This window comes from Rhodococcus sp. 2H158 (assembly GCF_053764755.1).
Genome location: NZ_JBSNCE010000019.1, coordinates 13,011 through 36,163 on the forward strand (window position 1 = coordinate 13,011; position 23,153 = coordinate 36,163).

Consider the following 23,153-nt stretch of genomic DNA (forward strand, 5'->3'; position numbering starts at 1 on the left):
GCTGCGGCGCCGGCACCGTCAGTCCAGGACCGCGCGCAACGCCGTGACCACCCGGTCGCGGTCGCCGTACGCGGTGTATCCGGATGCGAACCGATGCCCGCCTCCGCCGAGGGCGGTGGCGGCGACGGAGACGTCGATGGCGTTCTTCGAGCGCAGCGACACTGTCCACACGTCCGGGCCGCACTCCTTGAACACGGCGGCGACCTCCGCTTCGGCGGTGGTCCGGACGATGTCGATGACGCTTTCGACCTCCTCGGCGCCGAGGTGCGCCGAATCGGCGCGCAGCACCGTCGCGTGGACGAGTCCGCGTCCGCCGGCGGCGTCGGGCACGAGCGTCGCCGACGCGAGCACCCGCGACAGCATCGGCAGCCACCCGAAGGGGTGCGTGTCGAGGAGCCGTCGCGTGATGGCGGCCCCGTCGATGCCGGTGGCCAGCAGGCGCTCGGCCAGACGGTGTCCCCCGGCGCGTCCCCACCGGAACGAGCCGGTGTCGGTGACCAGCCCCGCGTAGAGGCAGTGGGCGAGGTCCGCGTCGATCTCCACGCCCCACTCGTCGAACAGCTCGGCGAGCACGGCGGTGGTGGATTCGGCGGCCTCGTCGATCAGGTTGTGGGTGCCGAACCGGGTGTTGGAGCGGTGGTGGTCGATCACCAGGCTGCGCTTCGCTCCGGCCAGCCGGTCCGCGAGATGCCCGAGCCGGCCGGCCGTGCCGCAGTCCACGGTGACGAGCAGATCGACGTTGCGGCGCACCTGCCCGGCGGGCACCCGCAGGTGCCCGCCGGGCAGGTCGCGCATCGATGCCGGGACGGCGGCCGGAGACGCGAACGCCACCTGCACCGGAACGCCGCGCCGCTCGAGCACCGTGCCGAGCGCCAGGCCGCTGGCGAAGGTGTCGGCGTCGGGTTGGACGTGGCAGAGGATCGTCACCGAGGTGGCGTCCTCGAGGAGCGCGACGGCGTCGCGCAGATCGACCGTCGTGGCGGCCTGCATCGACTCGGCCATCGGTGCGCTACAGGTCGTCACCGTCGTCGGGACGCGCCCGTGGTTCCTTGTAGGGATCCGGCTCGCCGGCGGGAGCGGCGCCCTCGCGGGCCTTGGCGAGTTCCTCGTCGGCGGCCCGTGCCCGTTCGAGGAGTTCCTCCATGTGCCGGGCGGTGTCCGGCACGGTGTCGGTGACGAACGTCAGGGTGGGGGTGAATCGCACCCCGGTGCCCGCCCCGACCATCGAGCGCAGCACGCCCTTGGCCTTCTCCAGGCCTGCGGCGGCCGCGGCCAGGTCGGGTTCGGTGTCCAGGTCCTCGCCGCGGACCGTGTAGTAGACGGTGGCGTCGTGCAGATCCGCGGTGACCTTCGCATCGGTCACCGTGACGAACGCCAGCCGCGGATCCTTGATCTCGTGATCGATGGCCGTGGCGACGATCGTGGCGATGCGCTTGGCCAGTCGACGTGCCCGTGCTGGATCGGCCATGTCAGTCGGTTCCTCTCCCCGGCCGCCGGCGGCGACCACATGTTTGTTCCACCGGTCCGGTCAGTCCTCCGGACCGAAAATTCTTCGCCGCACGGAGAGCAGCTGCAACTCCGGGCGGCCGGCGACGAGCCGCTCGCACGTGTCGAGCACCTCGTTGAGATAGGGCACCGCCGACGCGGCCACCGCCACGCCGATCTCGGCGCGACGGTAGAGGTCCTGGTCGCCGGTCTCGGCGGCGCTGACCGCCATCCGCCGCAACTCGGCGAGCACGGGCCGGATCACGGACCGCTTCTGCTTGAGCGAGCGCACGTCACCGAGCAGGACGTCCAGTTCCAGTGCCCCGAGATACATCCGCCCTCCGGTCTCGTCCGGTGCCGGTCCTCCGGCACGCCGACGGCGGCGGGCGATCATCTCGCCCACCGCCGCCGACGAGGCCGTCGGTTGTGTCCGGCTGCGTCAGTCGCGCGGCTTCTCGCGCAGCTCGTACGCCTCGATCACGTCACCGATCTTGATGTCGGAGTAGGTGACCGTCAGACCGCACTCGAAGCCTTCCCGCACCTCGGTCACATCGTCCTTCTCGCGCCGCAGCGACGAGATGGTGACCGTCTCGGCGACCACATTGTTGTCGCGGAGCAGACGGGCCTTCGCGTTGCGCTTGACGACACCCGACTGGACCATGCAGCCCGCGATGTTGCCGACCTTGGACGACTTGAAGATCGCCCGGATCTCGGCGCGGCCGAGCTCGACCTCCTCGTAGATCGGCTTGAGCATGCCCTTGAGGGCCTTCTCCACCTCGTCGATCGCCTGGTAGATGATCGAGTAGTAGCGGATGTCGACGCCCTCGCGGTTGGCGAGCTCGGTGGCCTTGCCCTCAGCGCGGACGTTGAAGCCGATGATCACAGCGTTCGACGCGGCGGCCAGGTTGACGTTGGTCTCGGTGACACCACCGACACCGCGGTCGATGACCCGCAGGCGCACCTCGTCGCCGACCTCGATGCCCATGAGGGCCTCCTCGAGGGCTTCGACCGTACCGGCGTTGTCGCCCTTGAGGATGAGGTTGAGCTCGTTGTGCTCCTTGAGCGCGGCATCGAGGTCCTCGAGGCTGATCCGCTTGCGGCTCTTGGCGGCCAGCGCGTTGCGCTTGCGCGCATTGCGGCGGTCCGCGATCTGCCGTGCGATGCGGTCCTCCTCGACGACGACGAGGTTGTCACCGGCGCCGGGCACCGACGTGAAGCCGATGACCTGGACCGGACGCGACGGAAACGCCTCGAGGACGTCGTCGCCGTGCTCGTCCACCATTCGGCGGACACGGCCGTACGCGTCGCCCGCGACGATCGAGTCGCCGACGCGCAGCGTGCCGCGCTGGACCAGGACGGTGGCCACGGGGCCGCGGCCGCGGTCGAGGTGCGCCTCGATCGCGACGCCCTGCGCCTCCATGTCCGGGTTGGCCCGCAGGTCGAGGGACGCGTCCGCGGTGAGCAGCACGGCCTCGAGCAGCTGGTCGATGTTCAGGCCCTGCTTCGCCGAGATGTCGACGAACATCGTGTCGCCGCCGTACTCCTCGGTGACCAGGCCGTACTCGGTGAGCTGCTGGCGGATCTTCTGGGGGTTCGCACCCTCCTTGTCGATCTTGTTCACCGCGACCACGATCGGCACGTCCGCAGCCTGCGCGTGGTTGATCGCCTCCACCGTCTGCGGCATGACGCCGTCGTCGGCCGCGACCACGAGGATCGCGATGTCGGTCGACTTCGCGCCGCGGGCACGCATGGCGGTGAACGCCTCGTGACCCGGGGTGTCGATGAAGGTGATCAGCCGGTCTTCGCCGTTGAGGTGGGTCATCACCTGGTAGGCACCGATGTGCTGGGTGATGCCACCGGCCTCGCCCTCGCGGACGTTAGCCTTGCGGATCGTGTCGAGCAGGCGGGTCTTGCCGTGGTCGACGTGACCCATGACGGTCACCACCGGCGGACGCTGCACGAGGTCTTCCTCGGTGCCCTCGTCCTCGCCGTAGGTGATGTCGAACGACTCGAGCAGCTCGCGGTCCTCGTCCTCGGGGCTGACGACCTGAACGTTGTAGTTCATCTCCGAGCCGAGCAGCTCGAGGGTCTCGTCGTTCACCGACTGAGTGGCCGTGACCATCTCACCGAGGTTGAACAGCGCCTGGACCAGGGCCGACGGGTTCGCGTCGATCTTCTCCGCGAAGTCGGACAGCGACGCGCCGCGGGCGAGACGGATGGTCTCGCCGTTGCCGCGCGGCAGCCGCACACCGCCGACCGACGGTGCCTGCATCGAATCGTATTCCTGCCGCTTCTGCCGCTTCGACTTGCGACCACGGCGCGGAGCGCCACCGGGACGACCGAAGGCACCCGCGGTTCCGCCGCGGCCACCACGGCCGGCGCCACCGCCGCCGCCACCGGGACGACCGCGGAAACCACCGGCGGCACCGGCACCGGCACCGGCGCCGGGAGCACCGCCACCGCCACCGCGGTAACCGCCACCGCCACCACCGCCGGCCGGACGTCCGCCGGGCGCGCCGGGACGGCCGGGACGGCCGGTCGGGCCGGGACGCGCAGCACGCTGCGGCATCGCGGCCGGGTTCGGACGCGGGGGCATCGAGCCGGGGGACGGCCGAGGACCGCCCTGGCCGGGAGCCGGACGGGGACCGCCGGGACCGGCCGCGGGGCGACCCTGGCCGGGAGCCGGACGGGCACCGCCGGGACCGGCCGCGGGGCGACCCTGGCCGGGAGCCGGACGGGCACCGCCGGGACCGGCCGCGGGGCGACCCTGACCGGGAACCGGACGCGGCGCGCCCGGACGCGGCGCGGGCCGCTCCGCGGGTGCGGACGAGTACGGATTGTTGCCGACGCGCGGCGGCTTGGGACCGGGACGGGGACCGCCCGGCTTGGGGCCGGCGGCCGGAGCCTGCGGGGCCGGAGCCTGCGGGGCCGGAGCCTGCGGGGCCGGAGCCTGCGGGGCCGGAGCCTGCGGGGCGGCCTGCGCGGCCGGAGCCTGCGGGGTGGCCGGCTTCGGGGCAGCCGGGCGCGGAGCGCCGGGCTTGGGGCCGGGTGCGGCGGCGCGCGAATCCGGAGCCGGGCTCGGCGCGGGGGTTGCGGCCTCGGGCTTCGGGGCCGGGGCGGGTGCCGGCGCGGCCTGGGCGGGCGCTGCCGGACGGGGACCGGGGCGCGGCGCCCCGGGCTTGGGGGCTGCCGCCGACGGAGCTGCGCCGTCGCCGTTCGCCTTCGCGAAAGATTCGCGCAGTCGACGCGCGACCGGCGGCTCGACCGTCGAGGACGCCGACTTCACGAATTCGCCCTGTTCCTTCAAACGGGCGAGAAGTTCCTTACTGGTGACACCGAGTTCCTTGGCCAACTCGTGTACACGGGCCTTGCCTGCCACTGCTCTCCTCACTGATGAGGTCGAGCGGCTGGTGCCCGCACGACCTCGGGTTATCTCCGATGGACGTTCATCGCTGGTGCTTCACGGTGTGCTCATGAGTGCTTGTACCTGTTCTTCTCAGAGTTGGTGTGCCCGGTCCGGCGCGTATCGCTACGCCGAGTTCCCCTCGTTCCGGACCCCGACCAGCTGAACAAGCGCAGACGGGTCGATTGTTCCCGACACCCGCAGCGCTCTGCCGAATGCTCGACGCCGTTCCGCCTGACCGAGGCATTCCGGATCGGGGTGCACCCACGCGCCCCGACCGGGCATCCTCCGCCCCGGGTCCGGCACCAGCACGAAGCCTGACGGCTCCGTCGCCCGCGCCACAACCCTCAGCAGATCGGCAGCCAGCACCCGCTGCCGACACCCGACACAGGTGCGCACCGGACGGGTGCGCTCTCGGTCGGCCGAGGGCAGCTCATGCTGAGCCATCGACCACTCTACCGCTGATCGGGCCGGAACCGTGCATTCCACCCCTATCTGCCTGTCGCGGGCGATCCCGCCGACGCCGGACCCCCGGCCGCGGCATCGCTGCGGATGTCGATCCGCCACCCGGTCAGCCGCGCGGCCAGCCGGGCATTCTGCCCTTCCTTGCCGATCGCGAGGGACAGCTGGTAGTCGGGAACGACGACCCGCGCGGCGCGCGCGTCGGGGTCGACGACTGTGACGGATACCACCTTCGACGGGGACAGCGCGTTACCGACGAACTTCGCCGGATCCTCGTCGAAGTCGATGATGTCGATCTTCTCGTCACCGAGTTCGCGCATGACGTTGCGCACCCGCTGCCCCATCGGGCCGATGCACGCGCCCTTGGCGTTCAGTCCCGGCACCCGCGAGTGGACGGCGATCTTGGAGCGATGACCGGCTTCCCGCGCGACGGCGACGATCTCCACCGACCCGTCCGCGATCTCCGGCACCTCGAGGGCGAAGAGCTTGCGCACCAGGTTGGGGTGCGTCCGCGACAGGGTGATCTGCGGGCCGCGCTGCCCCCGCGAAACCCCGACGACGTAGCACCGGATCCGGTCGCCGTGCTCGTACGTCTCGCCGGGCACCTGCTCGGCCGGCGGGATCAGCCCTTCGGTGCCGGTGGTCTCGGCGCCGATCTTCACCACGACCATGCCGCGGGCGTTGGCGCGGGTGTCGCGCTGGACCACACCGGCGACAACCTCGCCCTCGTGCGTCGCGAACTCCCCGAACCGCTGCTCGTGCTCGGCATCGCGAATGCGCTGCATGATCACCTGGCGGGCGGTGGTCGCCGCGATGCGACCGAAGCCCTCCGGGGTGTCGTCCCACTCGGAGACGAGGTTGCCGTCCGCGTCGAACTCCTGCGCCATCACCCGCACGGCACCGGTCCTGCGGTCCACGTCGACGCTCGCGTGCGGCTGGTGCCCGTCGGTATGCCGGTAGGCCGTGAGCAGGGCCGTCTGGATCGTCTCGATCAGCGCGTCGAACGGGATGTTCTTGTCGGCCTCGAGGACCTTCAGGGCTGCGATGTCGATATTCACTTGTCCACCTTCACTTCGTCCGTGCCGTTGTAGTCCGTGCCGCTCTCGTCGTCCGGGTCGTCGCCGGCGCCCTCGGCGATCTCGCCTGCACGCACCCGGCCGTCCGGCAGGCCGCCCGCGAGTTCGAGTTCGCGCGGATTCGGCGCGTTGAACTCCACCTCGACGACGGCGCGGCGCACCTCCGCGAGCGGGATCGCCCGCACCGAGGGCCCGCTGCGGCCGGGAACGACGATCCGGACCTCGTCCCCGACGAGCTCACCGATGCGGCCGACGATCGTCTCGTCGTCCAGTTCGATCCGGGCCTTGCGGGCCTGGGACCGGCGCCAGTGCCGCTCGCGGGTGAGCGGGCGGCCGATGCCGGGGCTGGTCACCTCGAGCACGTAGGGCGATTCGCCGAAATCGGAGACGGCTTCGAACGCCTCGGAGACCAGGGTGCTCAGGCGGGCGGCCTCGTCGAGGCTCAACCCGGCGTCGCTGTCGACGAACAGCCGCACCGTGCTGTGCTTGCCTGCAGACGTGATCACCACGTCCTCGAGGTCGTACCCCGCGCGCTCGATCGGGCCGGAGACGAGTTCGGCAATTCTCTCCGGGGGCGGCACCGGCATCGCGACAAGCTCCTCGTTCAGTTGTGATCGCAGCGGACGTCATGCCGGCGCACGAGCGGACCGGCAGGTATTCAAGGGTATCGCGCATCCGGCGCTCCCGTGACCAACCCCCCGCGGCCCGACCACCGTCGGATCCGCCCGGGCCGGGCTGGCACGATGGTGCGGTGCCGACGCCCGCATCCTCACCGCCCGTGTCCCGACGCACCGTGCTGCGCTGGTCCGGCGCCGCGCTCGGCAGCGTCGGCGCGCTCGCCGTCGCCGGCTGCGGCGCCGGCGAGGACGACGGCGCCGGGGAGGTCGATCCGCTGATCGCCCAGGCCGAGCGGGCGCGCGTCGACGCCGCGACCGCCGCTCTGCTCGTCGCGCTGCTTCCCGACCGGGCGGGCGCCCTGAATGCCGTCGGCGCCGAACGCACGACCCACGCCCAGGTCCTGGACGCCGAGGTGGCCCGTCTCGCCGGGGCCGACCCGGCGTCGACCACCACGGCGTCGACCACCACGACGACGACCGCCGCCCCGGCCGCGGATCCACCGACCCTCGACCTGCTGCGCGAGCGGCTGAACGGCTCCCAGCGCGCCGCCGCGGACCTGGCCCGCACCCTGCAGGGTTACCGGGCGGGCCTGCTCGCCTCGATCAGCGCCGCGTGCGCCGTGCACAGGGGGGTGCTGCTGCCGTGAGTTCGCAATCGCTCGGCGTCGAGCAGCAGGCCCTCGTGGACGCGTTGAACGCCGAGTACGCCGCGGTGTTCGGCTACGGCATCGTCGCCGCGTTCTCCAACCCCGCCCGCGCGGCCGAGGTGTCGGCGGACGCCGCCGCCCACCGCGCCCGGCGCGACGCCACCACGGACGCGCTGCGGGCCGCCGCCGTCACCCCGCCCACCGCGGCCGCCGGGTACACGACGCCCTTCCCGGTGACCGACCCGGTTTCCGCCGCACAGTTGGCGGTGCAGATCGAGACCGATGTCGCGGTGGCGTGGCGCTCCGTCGTCGAGCGGGCACGCAGCGAGCACACCCGCGGGGCGGCGATCGAGGCGCTCACCGAGTCCGCGATGCGGGCGGCCCGGTGGCGCGCGAACCTCGGGGTCGTCCCGCCGTCCGTCGCGCTGCCCGGGCAGCCCTGACCTCCACGGCGTCCGCGCGCCGGCCGCTCACCCGCGCCCGATTGCGTGCGCGCACGAGCGGGGAGCGGGCGGATGCGCCGCGCGACGCGGCTATCCGGTCACCACGGCGATCGCGAAGCCGTCCCAGCCCTTCGCGCCGACGGTCTGCAGCGCCGTCGCGTCGAGCCGGGGATCGGTGGCCATGAGTTCCAGCACCTCTCGGGCGCCGCGCACCCGCTCGTCGTCGAGATCGGCGTTGGTGACCGAACCGCCGCGGATCACGTTGTCGACGACGATGACGGTGCCGGGGCGGCCGAGCCGCAGCGCCCACCGCACGTAGTGCGGGTTGTTCTCCTTGTCCGCGTCGACGAACACCAGGTCGAACGGGGCCCCGCCCTCGAGGGACGGCAGGGTGTCGAGCGCGGCGCCCACGCGGATGTCGACCCGCGCCCCCACGCCGGCGCGATCGAGGTTGGCGCGGGCGACCTCGGCGTGCCGGGGCTCGTACTCGAGGGTGACCACGCGCCCGTCGTCGCCGACGGCCCGCGCGAGCCAGATGGTGGAGTACCCGCCGAGCGTGCCGATCTCGAGGATGCGCTGCGCACCGCGGATCCGCGCCAGCAGATGCAGGAACTTGCCCTGCACGGGTGCGACGTCGATCGGCGGCAGGCCCGCCGCGGTGTTCGCCGCGAGCGCGTCCTCGAGCTGAGGGTCGGCCCCGATCAAGGTGTCGGTCAGGTAGGCGTCGGTGCGCTCCCAGTCGTCCATGGCATCAGTGTGGTGCCCCGGTGGCCCGCACGCGATCCGGAGGGCCACCGGGGTGCTACTACGCGCCGAGGATCTCCTTCAGGGCCGCATCGGCCGGCACCTCGCGGGACTCGCCGCTGAACCGGTCGCGCAGCTCGACCTTGCCGTCGGCCCAGCCGCGGCCGACGACGACGACCAGCGGCACGCCGAGCAGCTCGGAGTCCTTGAACTTCACGCCGGGCGAGGCCTTGCGATCGTCGAGCAGCACCTCGACGCCCGCCTTGTCGAGCTCGGCGGCCAGGTTCTCGGCGCCCTCCCGGGCCGCCTCGTCCTTGTTCGCGATCACCAGGTGCACCCCGAACGGGGCGACCTCGGCGGGCCACCGCAGGCCCTTGTCGTCGTGCTGCTGCTCGGCGATCACGGCGACGAGCCGGGAGACACCGACGCCGTAGGAACCCATGGTCGGGCGCACCGGCTTGCCGTTCTCACCGAGCACGTCGACGGCGAACGCGTCGGTGTACTTGCGGCCGAGCTGGAACACGTGGCCGATCTCGATGCCGCGCGCCGACACGAGCGGGCCCGCACCGTCCGGGGACGGGTCACCGTCGCGCACCTCGGCGGCCTCGATCGTGCCGTCCGGGGTGAAGTCGCGCCCGGCGACGAGTCCGACGACGTGCCTGCCGGGCTCGTCGGCACCGGTGATCCACGACGTGCCGTTTCCGACACGCGGATCGACGAGGTAACGAACTCCGTTGTCCAGCAACGCCTTCGGACCGATGTACCCCTTGACGAGGAACGGGTTGGCCGCGAAGTCGGCGTCCGTGAGCAGCTCGTACTCGGCCGGCTCGAGCGACGCGCCGAGCCGCTTGTCGTCGACCTCCCGGTCGCCGGGGATGCCGATGCCGAGCAGTTCCCACTCCCCGCCGGGTCGCCGCGTCTTGACGAGGATGTTCTTGAGGGTGTCGGCGGCGGTCACCGGGCGGTCGAGCGCACCGGCGGCCCACTCGACGAGAGTGTCGATGGTCGGGGTGTCCGGGGTGTCGTGCACCACCGCCTCGGGCAGCCCGTCGAACGAAACCGGCTCGGGGGCCAGGGTCTTGACGGCCTCGACGTTCGCGGCGTAGCCCGACTCGAGGCAGCGCACGTACGTGTCCTCGCCGGCGTCGCTCTCGGCGAGGAACTCCTCCGACGCGCTGCCGCCCATGGCGCCCGACGTCGCGGAGACGATCACGTACTTCACGCCGAGTCGGGCGAAGATCCGCTCGTAGGCGTCACGATGCGCCCGGTACGACTCGGCCAGGCCCTCGTCGGTGAGGTCGAAGCTGTAGGAGTCCTTCATCACGAACTCGCGGCCGCGGAGGATGCCGGCACGGGGACGTTCCTCGTCGCGGTACTTCGTCTGGATCTGGTACAGGGTGACCGGAAAATCCTTGTACGAGTTGTATTCACCCTTGACGGTGAGCGCGAACATCTCCTCGTGGGTGGGTCCGAGCAGGTAGTCGGCGCCCTTGCGGTCCTGGAGCCGGAACAACCCGTCGCCGTACTCGGTCCACCGGTTCGTGGTCTCGTAGGGGTCGCGCGGCAGCAGCGCCGGCAGCGAGATCTCCTGCCCACCGATCGCGTTCATCTCCTCGCGCACGACACGCTCGACCTGCCGCAGCACCCGCAGACCCAGCGGCAGCCACGAGTACACCCCCGGGGCGATGCGGCGGACGTAGCCGGCGCGCACGAGCAGCTTGTGGCTGGCGACCTCGGCGTCGGCCGGGTCGTCGCGGAGGGTGCGGAGAAACAGGTGCGACATGCGGGTGATCACGGGAGAGCAGCCTACCTGCCGCCCCGGAACCGACCTCGGTACGGTTACCGCTTGTGCTGGTGCTTCTGCCTCCCTCCGAAGCCAAGTCCGACGGCGGCGACGGTGCGCCCCTCGACCTGGGCGAGCTGTCGATGCCGCAACTGACCGCGACCCGCGAGGAGCTGGTGCAGGCGCTCGTCGACCTGGCCGCGGATCAGGAGGCGTCGAGCCTCGCCCTGGGCCTGGGCCCCACGCAGGCGGACGAGATCGAACGCAACGCCAAGCTGTGGGTCTCGCCCACCCGGCCGGCTCTCGCGCGCTACACCGGGGTGCTGTTCGACGCCCTCGACGCCGGCTCGTTCACCCGGGCGCAGCGGGAGAAGGCCTACCGGCGACTCGCGATCGGGTCGGCCCTGTTCGGCGCGGTGCGCGCCGGCGATCCCATCCCGGCCTATCGCCTGTCGGGCGGATCGAAGCTGCCCGGCGTCGGGACCCTCGCGTCGCGGTGGCGCCCGGAGCTGAGCGGCGCACTGGCCGCCGAGGCCGCCGGGGAGCTCGTGGTGGACCTGCGGTCGGGGGTGTATCGGCAGCTCGGGCCCGTCCCCGGCGCGGTCACCGCGACCGTGCTCACCGAGCAGCCCGACGGCGGCCGCAAGGTGGTCAGTCACTTCAACAAGCATCACAAGGGCCTGCTGGCCCGCGCGCTCGTACTGACCCGCGCGGAGCCGGCCGACGTCGACGGTGCCGCCCGCGTCGCGGCCCGGGCGGGCCTGCGGGCCGAGGTGGCGTCAGCCACCGAACTGGTGATCCTGACCTGACTGCGGCGCGCGCGGTGTCCTGCACCGCGGTGAGGAACCGGTGCGCCGGGTGCCAGAAGCTGCCGAGCACGGCCGCCACCCGAGGATCGGCGGACCCGGCGGCCGATCGCTGCAGCTCGGCCAGCCGGTCGGCGCACTCGCCGCAGGCCTCGTCGAATCGGACGGGGTCGGCGAATCGGACGGGGTCGGCGAATCGGACGGGGTCGGCGGCGTCCCCGATCCGGTCCACGAGCTCGGCCAGGGCTGTCAGGAGAGCAGGCACAGAGCAGCGCGCCGCGTCGTCCGCCCCGTCGAGAACGCCGTCCGACGCCGCCTCCGCCACGCGGGCGAGTTCGCGGAGCGCCGGCACGGCGTACCACAGCCGGTCGAGGACGTCGTCGGAGGCCGAGGCCTGATCCCGGACCCGGGCCGCGATAGGGCGCGGATTGAGCCGCACACTCTCTCGTGCCCACTGCGACGACTCCGCCGCGCGGTCCATCATCCGGTCGATCTCCCCCGTGCGACGCACCCAGCCCCCGGCCCCCGGACCCGCCTCGTCGCCCAACCCGGCGGCCATGTCACACAGCAGGGATCGGGCCTCACGGGCGAGTACCCCGAGTTCGTCCCCGACCGGGTAGACGGGCGGGAACAGCGCCGCGGTCACCACGAGTCCGCACGCTGCACCGATCGCCGTCTCGATCAGCCGCTCCCCCAGCATCACCGGGCTGCCGGCGGCGCCCGTCGCGATCACCAGCAACGCGGTGATCGCCACCCAGATCCCGTTCGAACCGAACCGCCGCCAGCGGCCGACGAACCAGCCGACGAGCACCACGACGCCGATCGCCGCCGTCTGCCCCGGCAGCAGCCATTCCGCCGTTGCCGCGAGCAGCACGCCGGCGACGACCGTTGCGATCTGCACCACCGCCTGCCGGAGGGACCGGAACACCGTGGTCTCGACGAGGAACACCGCGACGTAGGGGGCGAGGAAGGCCTGCGGCAGCGTCAGCCACTCGGCGGCGACGAGCCACGCGAGGACCGCCGCGAGGGCCGACTTCAGCGCCTGCGCGGCGACGTACCGCTCGTGTCCGCGCACGCGTACCGCGCGTGCGGTCCACGTCGCCGGAAACCGCGCCCACTCGGTGAGGGTCGACAACATGTCCGTCGGCTACCCCGCCGCTGGGGCCGGACACACCTCGGCGGCAGGGTCGGTACGGTACGGGGGCTATGCGCCCTGCGCCGCCTTCTCCGCCACCTGGGCCTGCGCCACCTGCTCGGGGGTGAAGCGGATGAACAACGCCGCGGCACCCGCGATCACGGCGCACACCGCACAGCCGACGAGGGCGAAGAGGTAGCCCTCCCCCAGCGCGTAGAGCTGGCCGGGATCCATGTCGGCGACGGCGCCGGACGTGCCGCCCAGCGACAGGGTCCGCGACGTGGCCATCGCGCCGATCACGGCCAGGCCGATGGGTCCGCCGAGGGTCTGCGCCACCTGAGCGATCGCCGCGAGCGGGCCGATTTCGTGCGAGCCGACGCCGGCGATCGCGCACAGCGGCAGCGGCACCACGGCCAGGCCTACCCCGAACCCGACGACGAGCACCAGGACGAACAGCGTCGGCAGGTAGGCGACGGTGTGCGACATCGTCGACCCGTACAGGAGGCTGACCGCCATGATCAGGGACCCGGTGACGACCAGCCAGCGGGGCCGCACCCGCACCGCCAGCTTCGACGCGACCGCCGCGGCGGCGCCCAGGCCGAAGGCGAAGGGCACGAACGCCAGGCCGGCCTGCAGCGGCGAATAGCCGAGGATGTCCTGCACGAACAGGGCGACGAACGCGGCGAGGCTGAACATGACGGCACCGGCGAAGAAGATGGACACGAACGTCGCGACCCGGTCCGCATTGCGGAACAGTACGAACGGCAGCAGCGGGTTCTCGGCGCGGCGCTCGACGACGAGGAACACCGCGAGCAGCGCGGTACCGGTGATCAGCGCGCCGACCACCGCGGGACTGGTCCACCCCATCTCCGGGCCCTCCGTGAGCCCGAAGACGAGACCGGTGCAGCCGAGTGTGGCGAGCACCGCGCCCGGCACGTCCAGCGGCAGCCGCTCGGCCGCGGTCTCGCGCAGCGCGACCACCGCCAGGCTCACGATCAGCATCCCGATCGGCACGTTGATCAGGAAGATCCAGCGCCAGGACACCTCGGTGAGGGCGCCGCCGATGATCAGCCCCGCGATCGATCCGACGCCCGTCATGGCCGCGAAGATGGCGATCGCCTGGTTGCGGGCCGGTCCGGGCGCGAAGGTGGTGGCGACCAGCGCCAGGGCCGTGGGCGAGGCCACGGCGGCGCCGACACCCTGCAGCGCGCGGGCCGCGACCAGGGTGCCCTCGTTGACGGCGAGGCCGCACAGCAGCGACGCGACGGTGAACAGGCCGACGCCGGCGATGAACATGCGTTTGCGGCCGAAGGCGTCGCCGAGACGTCCGCCGAGCAGCATCAGCCCCCCGTAGCTCAGGGCATACGACGTGAGCACCCAGTTGCGGCCCGCGTCACTCAGACCGAGGTCCTCCTGCAGCGGCGCCAGCGCGAGATTGGCGACCGTGCCGTCGAGCACGACCATCAACTGCAGACCGCTGAGGACGATGATCGCCAGGCCCAGCGCACGCGTGGTGACGGGGTAGCTCACGGGCGAGGAGGTTTCGGCCATGTGGATCAACGTTACCGAGCGCCCGAGGCGACCCCGGCCACCGGCCCGATGTCGAACCCGGCCACCGGTCCGATCACGATGATGGCCGGCGGGCGGATCTGCTCCTCCCGGACGCGGGCGGCGACGGTCTTCAGGTCGGCGCGCAGCACCCGCTGGGTGCGCAGCGTGCCCTCCTGGATCACGGTGACCGGGGTCTGCGCGGGCCGGCCGCCCTCGAGCAGGGCGGCGGCGAACTGCTCGATCCGCTCGACCGCCATCAGCAGCACGAGCGTGCCGCGCAGGCGCGCCAGCGCACCCCAGTCGGTGAGCGAATCCGGGTGGTCGGGCGCCACGTGGCCGCTGACCACGACGAACTCGTGAGTGACGCCGCGGTGGGTGACCGGGATCCCGGCCGCGGAGGGCACCGAGATGGCGCTGGTGATGCCGGGGACGACGGTCACGGGCACTCCGGCGGCGACGCACGCCTCGAGTTCCTCGTAGCCGCGGCCGAACACGTACGGGTCGCCGCCCTTGAGCCGGACGACGAACTTTCCGGCCTTGGCGCCGTCGATCAGCGCCTGGTTGATGGCCTCCTGCGCCATCGCCCGGCCGTAGGGGATCTTGGCGGCGTCGATCACCTCGACGTGCGGACCGAGCTCGGCGAGCAGCTCCGGCGGGGCCAGCCGGTCGGCGACGACGACGTCGGCGCGAGCCAGCAGGCGCCGCCCGCGGACGGTGATCAGGTCGGGATCGCCCGGGCCGCCACCGACCAGCGCGACCCCGGGGCGGGCGGGCTCGGCGTCGGCGACGACGGCACCGGACTGCAGGGCCTCGCGGATCGCGGTGCGCACGGCCGCGGAGCGGCGGTGGTCGCCGCCGGCCAGCACACCGACGGTCATCCCGTCGTAGTGGGCGGTGGCCGGGGTGACGGCCGTGCCGCGGCGGGCGTTGTCGGCCCGGACACAGAAGATGCGGTGACGTTCGGCCTCGGCGACGATCGCGGCGTTGGTGTCCGGTTCGTCGGTGCAGGCGATGGCGTACCAGGCGCCGTCGAGATCCCCGTCACGGTAGTCGCGCAGTTCCAGGGTGATCTGCCCGGCGGTGGCCATGCCCTCGACGGCGGGCGTCGCCGCACGGGTGATCACGTGCACGTGGGCACCGGCGGCAACGAGCAGACCGAGCCGCCGCTGTGCGACGGTACCGCCCCCGACCACCACCACTCGCCGGCCCCGCAAATTGAGCCCGACCAGGTAGTTGGTCTCGTCATCGGCAGCACTGGACACCGGCACTTCCCATCTTTCGGCACTGTGTGCAACGCGCATCACGCTGCGTGGAACGCACAAACACTACGGGCAGGGCCGATCGCGGCGCCATCCGCCGTACGAACTTCGTGAGGGACGCCGCAGGCCCGGCACGCACGGCGTCCGGAGGACTCAGCCGACGAGGAGGGACTCGCGGACCTGCCGGCGGAGTACCTTCCCGATCAGGGACCGCGGCAGGTCGTCCACCACCACCACACGCCGCGGGACCTTGTAGGCGGCCAGGCGCGAACGGCAGTGCTCCCGCGCCGCCTCGGGGTCGAAGTCGTCGCCCGAGACCAGCACCGCCGCCACCACCTCCTCGCTGCCGTCAGGAGTCGGCAGACCCACCACGGCGGCGTCGACTACTCCCGGGAACAGCCGCAGCGCCGCTTCGACCTCGGACGGCATGACGTTGAAGCCACCGGTGATGATCAGTTCCTTGATCCGGTCCACGACCGTGACGAATCCGTCGCGGTCGACCTGGACGATGTCACCGGTCCGGAACCAGCCGCCGTCGAGCAGCGCCTCAGCCGTCTGTTCGGGCTTGTTCCAGTATCCGGAGAACACCTGCGGTCCGCGGATCAGCAGCTCTCCCCGCTGCCCGGGTTCGACGTCGCGCGCAGGGTCGGCCGGATCGACCACCCGGATCTCGGTGCTCGGGAAGGGAACTCCGACGGCACCGGGCCGGCGGGCGAGTCCGATGGGATTGCCGACCGCGACCGGCGACGTCTCGGTGAGCCCGTACCCCTCGACCAGCACGCCCCCGGTGACCGCCTCCCACAGTTCCAGTGTCTCCGTCGGCAAGGGCATCGCCCCGGAAATGGACCAGCGCGCCGACGTCAGATCCACCGACCGCTCCCGGGCGGCGCGGGCGAGCCGCTCGTAGATCGGCGGCACCGCGGGCATGAACGTGGGTGGGTGCTTCTTCGCGGCGGCGAGCACCAGATCCACGTCGAACTTGGGGAACAGCACCAGACGGGCGCCGATGCTCATCGCGAAGGTCACACACAGGGTGAGCCCGTAGGCGTGGAACATCGGCAGCACCGCGTAGACGACCTCTGCACCGTCGACCAGCCCCGGCACCCAGGCGCGGCCCTGCGCGGCGTTGGCGCCGAGGTTCGAGTGCGTGAGCATCGCGCCCTTCGGGGTGCCGGTGGTGCCGCTCGTGTACTGGACGACCGCCAGATCGCCGACGGAGGGGCGCGGATGCTCCGGGTCGAGGGGTCCGTCGGCCAGCAGCCGCTGCCACGGAATCGTCCCCGGCGCCGGCCCCGTCAGCGCGTCCCGCAACGTGCGCGCTCTCGGGACGGGGAGGGTGAGCGCGAGCCGCTTGGACCACGGCATCGAACGAGTGATGTTCACCGCCACGATGTGTTCGACGGCCGTGTCCCCGGCGATCCGCTGCAGCAGCGGACAGACCTTGTCCCAGGCGATCGCCACCGTGGCGCCGTGGTCCGCGAACTGGTGGGCCATCTCCTCGCCGGTGTAGAGCGGATTGTGCTCGACCACCACGCCGCCGATCCGCAGGACCGCATAGAACGCGATCACGTGTTCCGGACAGTTCGGCAGGACGAGCGCCACCCGGTCGCCGGGGCGCACGCCGAGCCGTCGCAGCCCCTCCGCGGCACGGTGCACCCGGTCGCCGAGTTGCGAATAGGTCAGTTCCGCGCCGAAGAACTCGAGCGCCGGATGTGGCCCGAACCGAGCGACCGACGCTTCCAGCATGTCGACCAGCGAGTGCTCGGGGGGTGCGATGTCCGACGGCACCCCCTCGGCGTAGCTGTCGAGCCAGATCCGTTCCATACCGGTGCCCACAGCCCCGCCCCTCTCAGCGACTGGGATCAGGGTATCCCGCTGGGGCGCGGGCGCCACGACGTTCCGGCGGACGGCGCGGCCCGCGAGGGTCGGACCCGGCCGAGACCCTCGCAGGCCGCATCGGAGGAAGGGCGGTCAGACCGTCGCCGGCTCCGCCGGGGCGGTGGCGTCCACCGCGGAGGCGACATCGAGCTGCAGGGACTTGGTGCCCCAGCGCCAGACCTTGTCGAACAGCGCGGTGTCGTCCGAGAGCTTGACCCCGAGGGACGGCACCATCTCCTTGAGGGTGTCCTGCCACGCCGTCCACCGGTCGGGGAAGCAGCGCTCGAGAACGTCGAGCATCGCCGGAACGGCGGTCGAGGCGCCGGGGGACGCGCCGAGCAGACCGGCGATCGTGCCGTCGCCGGCATTGACCACGGCGGTGCCGAACTCGAGCACTCCACCCGCACCCTTGCGGCGGATCACCTGCACCCGCTGACCGGCGGTGATGAGCTCCCAGTCCGCTATGCGGGCCCGCGGCACGAACTCGCCGAGGGTGCCGATGCGGTCGCGCGGCGACTGCATCAGCTCACCGATCAGGTACTTGGTCAGACCCATCTCGGTGAGGCCGACGCCGATCATCGACAGCAGGTTGTTGGGCTTGACCGAGCCGGGCAGGTCGGTGAGCTTGCCGTTCTTGAGGAACTTCGGGGACCAGCCGGCGTACGGGCCGAACAGCAGGCCCTGCTTGCCGCCGATCACGCGGGTGTCGAGGTGCGGAACCGACATCGGCGGCGCGCCCACGGCCGCCTTCCCGTACACCTTCGCGCTGTGCATGGCGATCAGCTCCGGGTTGGTGCAGCGCAGGAACTGGCCGGAGACGGGGAAGCCGCCGAAGCCCTTGGCCTCCGCGATACCCGACTTCTGCAGCAGGTGCAGCGCTCCGCCGCCGGCACCGACGAACACGAACCGGGCATGCACCTTGCGGGCCTGGCCGGTGCGGCGGTTGCGGACCTTGACGATCCAGCTGCCGTCGGACTGCTTGTCCAGGTCGGTCACGTCGTGGCCGAAGTGCACGGTGCCGCCCGACGCGGCGACGTTGTTCAGCAGCTGCTTGGTGAGGGCACCGAAGTCGACGTCGGTGCCGTCCTGGGTCCAGTTCAGCGCGATGGGCTCGGAGAAGTCACGGCCCTGCGCCATCAGCGGCAACCGCTCGGAGAAGTACTCGGGGCTCTCCGAGTACTCCATGCCGGCGAAGAGCGGGTGCCCGGCCAGCGCGTCGTAGCGGGCACGCAGGTACTTCACGTTGTCGGCGCCGTGGACGAAGCTGACGTGCGGAACGGGATTGATGAAGTTCTTGGGATCGGTGAGGATGCCGTTGTCCACCGCGAACGCCCAGAACTGGCGCGAGACCTGGAACTGCTCGTTGACGTTGATCGCCTTGGCGATGTCCACGCCACCGCCCGGCTTGGCGGGCGTGTAGTTCAGCTCGCACAGCGCCGAGTGACCGGTGCCTGCGTTGTTCCAGGGATCGCTGCTCTCCGCCGCGGCGGCGTCGAGCCGCTCGAAGGCGGTGATGGACCAGTCGGGCTGCAGCCGGCGCAGGATTGCGCCGAGCGTCGCGCTCATGATGCCCGCGCCCACGAGCACTACATCGGTCTTGGCCTCTACCACGTTCTCTGACACTGGAGGATCGACTTCCTTGTCTGTTCGCACGCGCCGTTGCGTTCCGCACTGCTCCGCGTGAGTGTCCCGTGCACGTCCGTGCTCGCCGGCCGGGTCTCGCTGCACTCGCGGATCCCGGCGACGTCGCGGCCGCGCCGACTGCGACGAACAGGTTACCCGCGCGTTGTCCGGCGTTTGTCTTCACCCAATTGTGCCCCCACGACAGGTCCGCGTAGTGACCAATACAGTGTGATCGTGACTACTTGGATGCCCGATATCCTCGGCGACGGATACGAGCAGCTCACGCTGCCTCTCGGCCCCGATCCGGACGGCGAGGGCGAGGTCACCGCCACCCTCGTCCGCTATCAGCCGTCCGTCTACCCCGGCGGCGAGTCCGCCCCGGACCGTGCCGTGATCTACGTGCACGGATTCACCGACTACTTCTTCCAGCAGCACCTCGCCGAGCATTTCGCAGCCCAGGGGTACCGCTTCTTCGCCTTGGACCTGCGCAAGTGCGGCCGCTCCCGGCAACCGGAGCAGACGCCGCACTTCGTCACCGACCTGACCTACTACGACGCCGAGCTCGAGGAGGCGCTGCGGGTCGTCCGCAGCGAGATCGGCGGCGGCATCCTCCTCGTGGCGCATTCCACCGGCGGGCTGGTCCTACCGCTGTGGCTCGATCGGATGAACCGCCGGCCCGGCGGCACGGGCGGCGCCGGGATCCAGGGCCTGATCCTCAACAGCCCGTGGTTCGACCTGCAGGGGCCCTCGATCCTGCGCAGCCTCGGCACCGTCGCGGTCGACACCGTCGGCCGGGTCCGCAGCCGAGCCGTCATCCCGGGGCAGAGCCTGGACACCTACGGGATGAGCCTGCACAAGAACGCCAACGGCCAGTGGGAGTACGACCTGGACTGGAAGCCGCTGGCCGGGTTCCCCGTCACGTTCGGCTGGCTCCGCGCGGTCCGTCGCGGCCACGCGCGACTGCACCGCGGCCTCGACGTCGGGGTCCCGTCGCTGATCCTGCGGTCGAAGGACACGCGCTGGGCACCGGCGTACGACCCCACGGTGGACACCGCCGACGCGGTCCTCGACGTCAAACAGATCGCCCGCTGGGCCGGGTGCCTGGGCGACCGCACGACGATCGTCCCGATCACCGGTGCCCGCCACGATGTGTTCCTCTCCACACCGGAGGTCCTCGAGGTGGCATTCCGGGAATTGGATCTGTGGCTGGACTGGTTGGACGGTCACAGCAGAACCCTGTGACCGTCCGCGCGAATCTGACCTACGGGAGAACAGTGAGCCACTACGACCTGGCCATCATCGGCACCGGATCCGGAAACTCGATCGTCGACGAGCGATACGACGGCAAGAAGGTGGCCATCCTCGAGCAGGGCACCTTCGGCGGCACCTGCCTCAACGTCGGCTGCATCCCCACCAAGATGTACGTCTACGCGGCGGAGGTCGCGCAGACCGTGCGCAAGGCCGCGAAGTACGGGGTGGACGCGACGGTCGACGGGGTCCGGTGGAACGACATCGTCGACCGCGTGTTCGGCCGGATCGACCCGATCGCGGCAGGCGGGGAGCGCTACCGCACCGAGGACTGCGCGAACGTCACCGTCCACCGCGGGCACGCCCGGTTCGTCGGCGAGCGCACCCTCGACACCGGGACCGGGGAGATCATCACCGCCGACCAGGTCGTCGTCGCCGCGGGCGCGCGCCCTGTGATCCCACAGGAGGTACTCGACGGCGGGGTGCGTTACTACACCAACGACGACATCATGCGGCTGCCGAAACTGCCCGAGTCGCTCGTGATCCTCGGCTCCGGCTTCATCGCGATGGAGTTCGCACACGTCTTCTCCGCCCTCGGCACCCGGGTGTCGGTGCTGGCCCGCACCGGTCAACTGCTGCGGCACCTCGACCACGACCTCGCCGAGCACTTCACCGGCCTGGCCACCGACCGGTGGGACGTGCACCTGTCCAACCCCGCGGTCGCCTTCCGCGCCGTCGGCGACGGCGTCGAGGTGGAACTGGCCGACGGCACCACCGTCAGCGGCGACGCGTTGCTCGTCGCGGTGGGACGCACGCCCAACGGGGACGCACTGGACGCCGCCGCCGGCGGCATCGCGCTGCACGAGGACGGCCGGATTGTCGTGGACGAGTTCCAGCGGACCACCGCGCGCGGGGTCTTCGCGCTCGGTGACGTCTCGTCGTCGCACCAGCTCAAGCACGTCGCGAACCACGAGGCCCGGGTCGTGCAGCACAACCTGCTCCGCGACGCGTGGGGCGAGGACACCTCCGCGCTGCGCCGCTCGGACCACCGCTTCGTGCCGTCCGCGGTGTTCACCGACCCGCAGATCGCGACGGTTGGGCTGACCGAGGAGCAGGCCCGCACCCAGGGCTACGACGTCGCGGTGAAGATCCAGTACTACGGCGACGTCGCGTACGGCTGGGCGATGGAGGACACCGAGGGCTTCTGCAAGGTGATCGCCGACCGCGCCACGGGCAAGCTGCTCGGCGCGCACCTCCTGGGCCCGCAGGCGTCGTCGGTGATCCAGCCGCTGATCCAGGCGATGAGCTTCGGTCTCACCGCACGGGAGACGGCCACCGGCCAGTACTGGATCCACCCGGCCCTGCCGGAACTGGTCGAGAACGCACTGCTGGGTCTGTAGGACTGCGTGCGTCCTTCGGGCGGTTCCGGCCTCCCGAAGGACGCACCGGCGGCGAAGCCGCCCGCTGCTACCAGCTGCCGGTGCGCAGGGCGATCGCGCTGGCCAGCTCCGCCGGCGCCTCGGCCGGGATGTTGCCCACCCCGCTCAGTTCGACGACGCGGAACTCCGACAGGACGTACCGCATCGATGCGTCGGCCTCCGCGCGCCGTGCAGCGCTGCCCACGAGCACGGTGGTGGGCACCTCGGCGGGGGCGGCGTTCGCGTCCCGCACGACACCCTCGACGTCCGGCACCGCCGGATGGCCCCGGTCGGCGACGACGAGGCTGGCGAACCGGCCGAACCGGCCCGACGCGACGGCCCACGCCAGCTCCGCCCCGGCGCCGCTGCCGACGAGGTGCACCCACGGCAGCTTCAGGGCGTCGAGCAGCGCGTGCACGCCCGCGACGTCGAGGCCGTCGATGGTCTCGGGCACGAACGTGCGCAGATCCGAATGGTGCAGCCGCTCGCACACCGCGTCGTAGACGTCGGCGGATTCCCCGGCGCCGGGCAGCAACAGCACCGCGTGCCGGCTCTCGGGGCCGTCGATGCGAACGGTGAAGGTGCCGGCCGGGATCGCCACGTCAGTCGGTTCCATGCCGAAGCACGGTACGCGACACGGCGACGTCGCCGGCACCCGGCCGAGTCACGGCAGCGTGAGGATTTCCGCCCCGGTGTCGGTGACCACGATGGTGTGCTCGAACTGGGCGGTCCACTTGCGGTCCTTGGTGACCACGGTCCAGCCGTCGTCCCAGATCTCGTAGTCCACCGTGCCGAGGTTGATCATCGGCTCGATCGTGAACACCATTCCCGGTTCGAGCACGGTGTCGACGGACGGCTGGTCGTAGTGCAGGATCACCAGCCCGTTGTGGAACGTCTCGCCGATGCCGTGACCGGTGAAGTCGCGCACCACCCCGTACCCGAACCGGTTCGCGTAGGCCTCGATGACCCGGCCGACGACGTTGAGCGCCCGGCCCGGCTTGACGGCCTTGATCGCCCGCATCGTCGCCTCACGGGTCCGCTCGACCAGCAGGCGGTGCTCCTCGGAGACGTTCCCCGCCAGGAACGTGGCGTTGGTGTCGCCGTGCACTCCCCCGATGTAGGCGGTGACGTCGATGTTGACGATGTCCCCGTCCTCGATCACCGTCGAATCCGGAATGCCGTGGCAGATCACCTCGTTCAGCGACGTGCAGCACGACTTGGCGAACCCCTTGTAGCCCAGTGTGGACGGGTACGCGCCGTGGTCGCACATGTACTCGTGGGCGATGCGGTCCAGCTCGTCCGTGGTCACGCCCGGCGCGACGGCCTTGCCCGCCTCGGCCAGTGCCTGCGCGGCGATGCGGCCGGCGACCCGCATCTTCTCGATGGTCTCCGGGGTCTGCACCCACGGCTCGTGACCTTCCTTCGCCGTGGGCTTCCACGCGTACTCCGGTCGCTCGATCCTGTTGGGGACGGCACGGACAGGCGAGACGGTTCCGGGAACGAGTGCGGTGCGAACAGGCATGCCCACCAGAATAGGCCCCGCGCCGCGGGGGGCGACGCGGCCCGGCGGCCGCA

The 23,153-nt window shown here is 71.6% G+C and carries 20 protein-coding genes and 1 pseudogene; 5 read left to right on the forward strand and 16 right to left on the reverse strand.

The features are described from left to right. Positions 1-18: 18 nt before the first annotated feature. From ACWPOB_RS18820 to rimP, 7 genes are all read right to left on the reverse strand, one after another. Entirely contained in the window at positions 19-1,002 is a 984-nt protein-coding gene (locus ACWPOB_RS18820; RefSeq protein WP_455401760.1) for a DHH family phosphoesterase, read from the reverse strand. A gap of 7 nt (positions 1,003-1,009) precedes the next feature. Continuing rightward, complete coding sequence (gene rbfA / locus ACWPOB_RS18825; protein ID WP_100058511.1) at positions 1,010-1,468, reverse strand: 30S ribosome-binding factor RbfA; 459 nt, start codon at positions 1,466-1,468, stop codon at positions 1,010-1,012. 60 nt (positions 1,469-1,528) lie between these two features. Further along, complete coding sequence (locus tag ACWPOB_RS18830; protein ID WP_029543284.1) at positions 1,529-1,819, reverse strand: DUF503 domain-containing protein; 291 nt, start codon at positions 1,817-1,819, stop codon at positions 1,529-1,531. Between the two features lie 105 nt (positions 1,820-1,924). After that, positions 1,925-4,864 (reverse strand): translation initiation factor IF-2, encoded by a 2,940-nt coding sequence (gene infB / locus ACWPOB_RS18835; RefSeq protein ID WP_455401761.1) that lies wholly within the window; start codon positions 4,862-4,864, stop codon positions 1,925-1,927. A 150-nt stretch (positions 4,865-5,014) separates the two neighbouring features. Next, positions 5,015-5,335, reverse strand: coding sequence for a YlxR family protein (locus ACWPOB_RS18840; RefSeq protein ID WP_165042424.1), 321 nt, complete (start codon positions 5,333-5,335; stop codon positions 5,015-5,017). A 44-nt stretch (positions 5,336-5,379) separates the two neighbouring features. Beyond that, the gene (nusA, locus tag ACWPOB_RS18845; protein WP_006937408.1) at positions 5,380-6,408 is read right to left on the reverse strand and encodes a transcription termination factor NusA; all 1,029 of its coding nucleotides are present in this window, start codon (positions 6,406-6,408) and stop codon (positions 5,380-5,382) included. Beyond that, on the reverse strand, positions 6,405-7,013 hold the full coding sequence (gene rimP / locus ACWPOB_RS18850; RefSeq protein ID WP_100058842.1) for a ribosome maturation factor RimP: 609 nt from the start codon (positions 7,011-7,013) through the stop codon (positions 6,405-6,407). Before rimP ends, nusA begins: the two co-directional genes overlap by 4 nt. 164 nt (positions 7,014-7,177) lie before the next feature. Between rimP and ACWPOB_RS18855 the strand changes: the two genes are divergently transcribed. Together ACWPOB_RS18855 and ACWPOB_RS18860 are read left to right on the forward strand one after the other, a co-directional pair. Further along, positions 7,178-7,690 carry a hypothetical protein gene (locus tag ACWPOB_RS18855; RefSeq protein WP_455401762.1) on the forward strand — a complete coding sequence of 171 codons (513 nt, stop codon included), beginning with the start codon at positions 7,178-7,180 and terminating at the stop codon, positions 7,688-7,690. Further along, the gene (locus ACWPOB_RS18860) at positions 7,687-8,133 is read left to right on the forward strand and encodes a ferritin-like domain-containing protein (RefSeq protein ID WP_455401763.1); all 447 of its coding nucleotides are present in this window, start codon (positions 7,687-7,689) and stop codon (positions 8,131-8,133) included. Before ACWPOB_RS18855 ends, ACWPOB_RS18860 begins: the two co-directional genes overlap by 4 nt. A gap of 90 nt (positions 8,134-8,223) precedes the next feature. Here the strand turns inward: ACWPOB_RS18860 and ACWPOB_RS18865 are convergent, their stop codons facing one another. Further along, on the reverse strand, positions 8,224-8,880 hold the full coding sequence (locus ACWPOB_RS18865) for an O-methyltransferase (RefSeq protein WP_455401764.1): 657 nt from the start codon (positions 8,878-8,880) through the stop codon (positions 8,224-8,226). Positions 8,881-8,938: 58 nt separating this feature from the next. Next, positions 8,939-10,672 (reverse strand): proline--tRNA ligase, encoded by a 1,734-nt coding sequence (locus ACWPOB_RS18870; protein ID WP_455401765.1) that lies wholly within the window; start codon positions 10,670-10,672, stop codon positions 8,939-8,941. Between the two features lie 53 nt (positions 10,673-10,725). Between ACWPOB_RS18870 and yaaA the strand changes: the two genes are divergently transcribed. Next, the gene (yaaA, locus tag ACWPOB_RS18875; protein ID WP_455401766.1) at positions 10,726-11,469 is read left to right on the forward strand and encodes a peroxide stress protein YaaA; all 744 of its coding nucleotides are present in this window, start codon (positions 10,726-10,728) and stop codon (positions 11,467-11,469) included. 697 nt (positions 11,470-12,166) lie between these two features. Here yaaA and ACWPOB_RS18880 read toward each other — a convergent pair. The 5 genes and pseudogenes from ACWPOB_RS18880 to mqo form a co-directional block, all read right to left on the reverse strand. Continuing rightward, a pseudogene (locus tag ACWPOB_RS18880) lies at positions 12,167-12,604 on the reverse strand (aromatic acid exporter family protein); the annotation flags it as partial. A 66-nt stretch (positions 12,605-12,670) separates the two neighbouring features. Next, positions 12,671-14,152 carry an MFS transporter gene (locus ACWPOB_RS18885; protein ID WP_100058632.1) on the reverse strand — a complete coding sequence of 494 codons (1,482 nt, stop codon included), beginning with the start codon at positions 14,150-14,152 and terminating at the stop codon, positions 12,671-12,673. Positions 14,153-14,163: 11 nt separating this feature from the next. Next, on the reverse strand, positions 14,164-15,453 hold the full coding sequence (gene cobA / locus ACWPOB_RS18890) for a uroporphyrinogen-III C-methyltransferase (protein ID WP_455401767.1): 1,290 nt from the start codon (positions 15,451-15,453) through the stop codon (positions 14,164-14,166). Positions 15,454-15,564: 111 nt separating this feature from the next. Continuing rightward, a complete protein-coding gene (locus tag ACWPOB_RS18895; RefSeq protein ID WP_455401768.1) occupies positions 15,565-17,247 on the reverse strand; it encodes a long-chain-fatty-acid--CoA ligase in 1,683 nt (560 codons plus the stop codon). 135 nt (positions 17,248-17,382) lie between these two features. Further along, the gene (gene mqo, locus ACWPOB_RS18900) at positions 17,383-18,912 is read right to left on the reverse strand and encodes a malate dehydrogenase (quinone) (RefSeq protein ID WP_100056801.1); all 1,530 of its coding nucleotides are present in this window, start codon (positions 18,910-18,912) and stop codon (positions 17,383-17,385) included. Between the two features lie 234 nt (positions 18,913-19,146). Here mqo and ACWPOB_RS18905 point away from each other — a divergent pair, with 234 nt between their 5' ends. Next, positions 19,147-20,154 carry an alpha/beta hydrolase gene (locus tag ACWPOB_RS18905; protein WP_455401769.1) on the forward strand — a complete coding sequence of 336 codons (1,008 nt, stop codon included), beginning with the start codon at positions 19,147-19,149 and terminating at the stop codon, positions 20,152-20,154. A gap of 32 nt (positions 20,155-20,186) precedes the next feature. Continuing rightward, complete coding sequence (mtr, locus tag ACWPOB_RS18910) at positions 20,187-21,560, forward strand: mycothione reductase (RefSeq protein ID WP_455401770.1); 1,374 nt, start codon at positions 20,187-20,189, stop codon at positions 21,558-21,560. A gap of 67 nt (positions 21,561-21,627) precedes the next feature. Here the strand turns inward: mtr and ACWPOB_RS18915 are convergent, their stop codons facing one another. Further along, complete coding sequence (locus ACWPOB_RS18915) at positions 21,628-22,194, reverse strand: alpha/beta fold hydrolase (protein ID WP_455401771.1); 567 nt, start codon at positions 22,192-22,194, stop codon at positions 21,628-21,630. A 48-nt stretch (positions 22,195-22,242) separates the two neighbouring features. After that, positions 22,243-23,100: a type I methionyl aminopeptidase gene (gene map, locus ACWPOB_RS18920; protein ID WP_455401772.1), complete on the reverse strand. Its 858-nt coding sequence runs from the start codon at positions 23,098-23,100 to the stop codon at positions 22,243-22,245. Between the last annotated feature and the right edge of the window lie 53 nt (positions 23,101-23,153).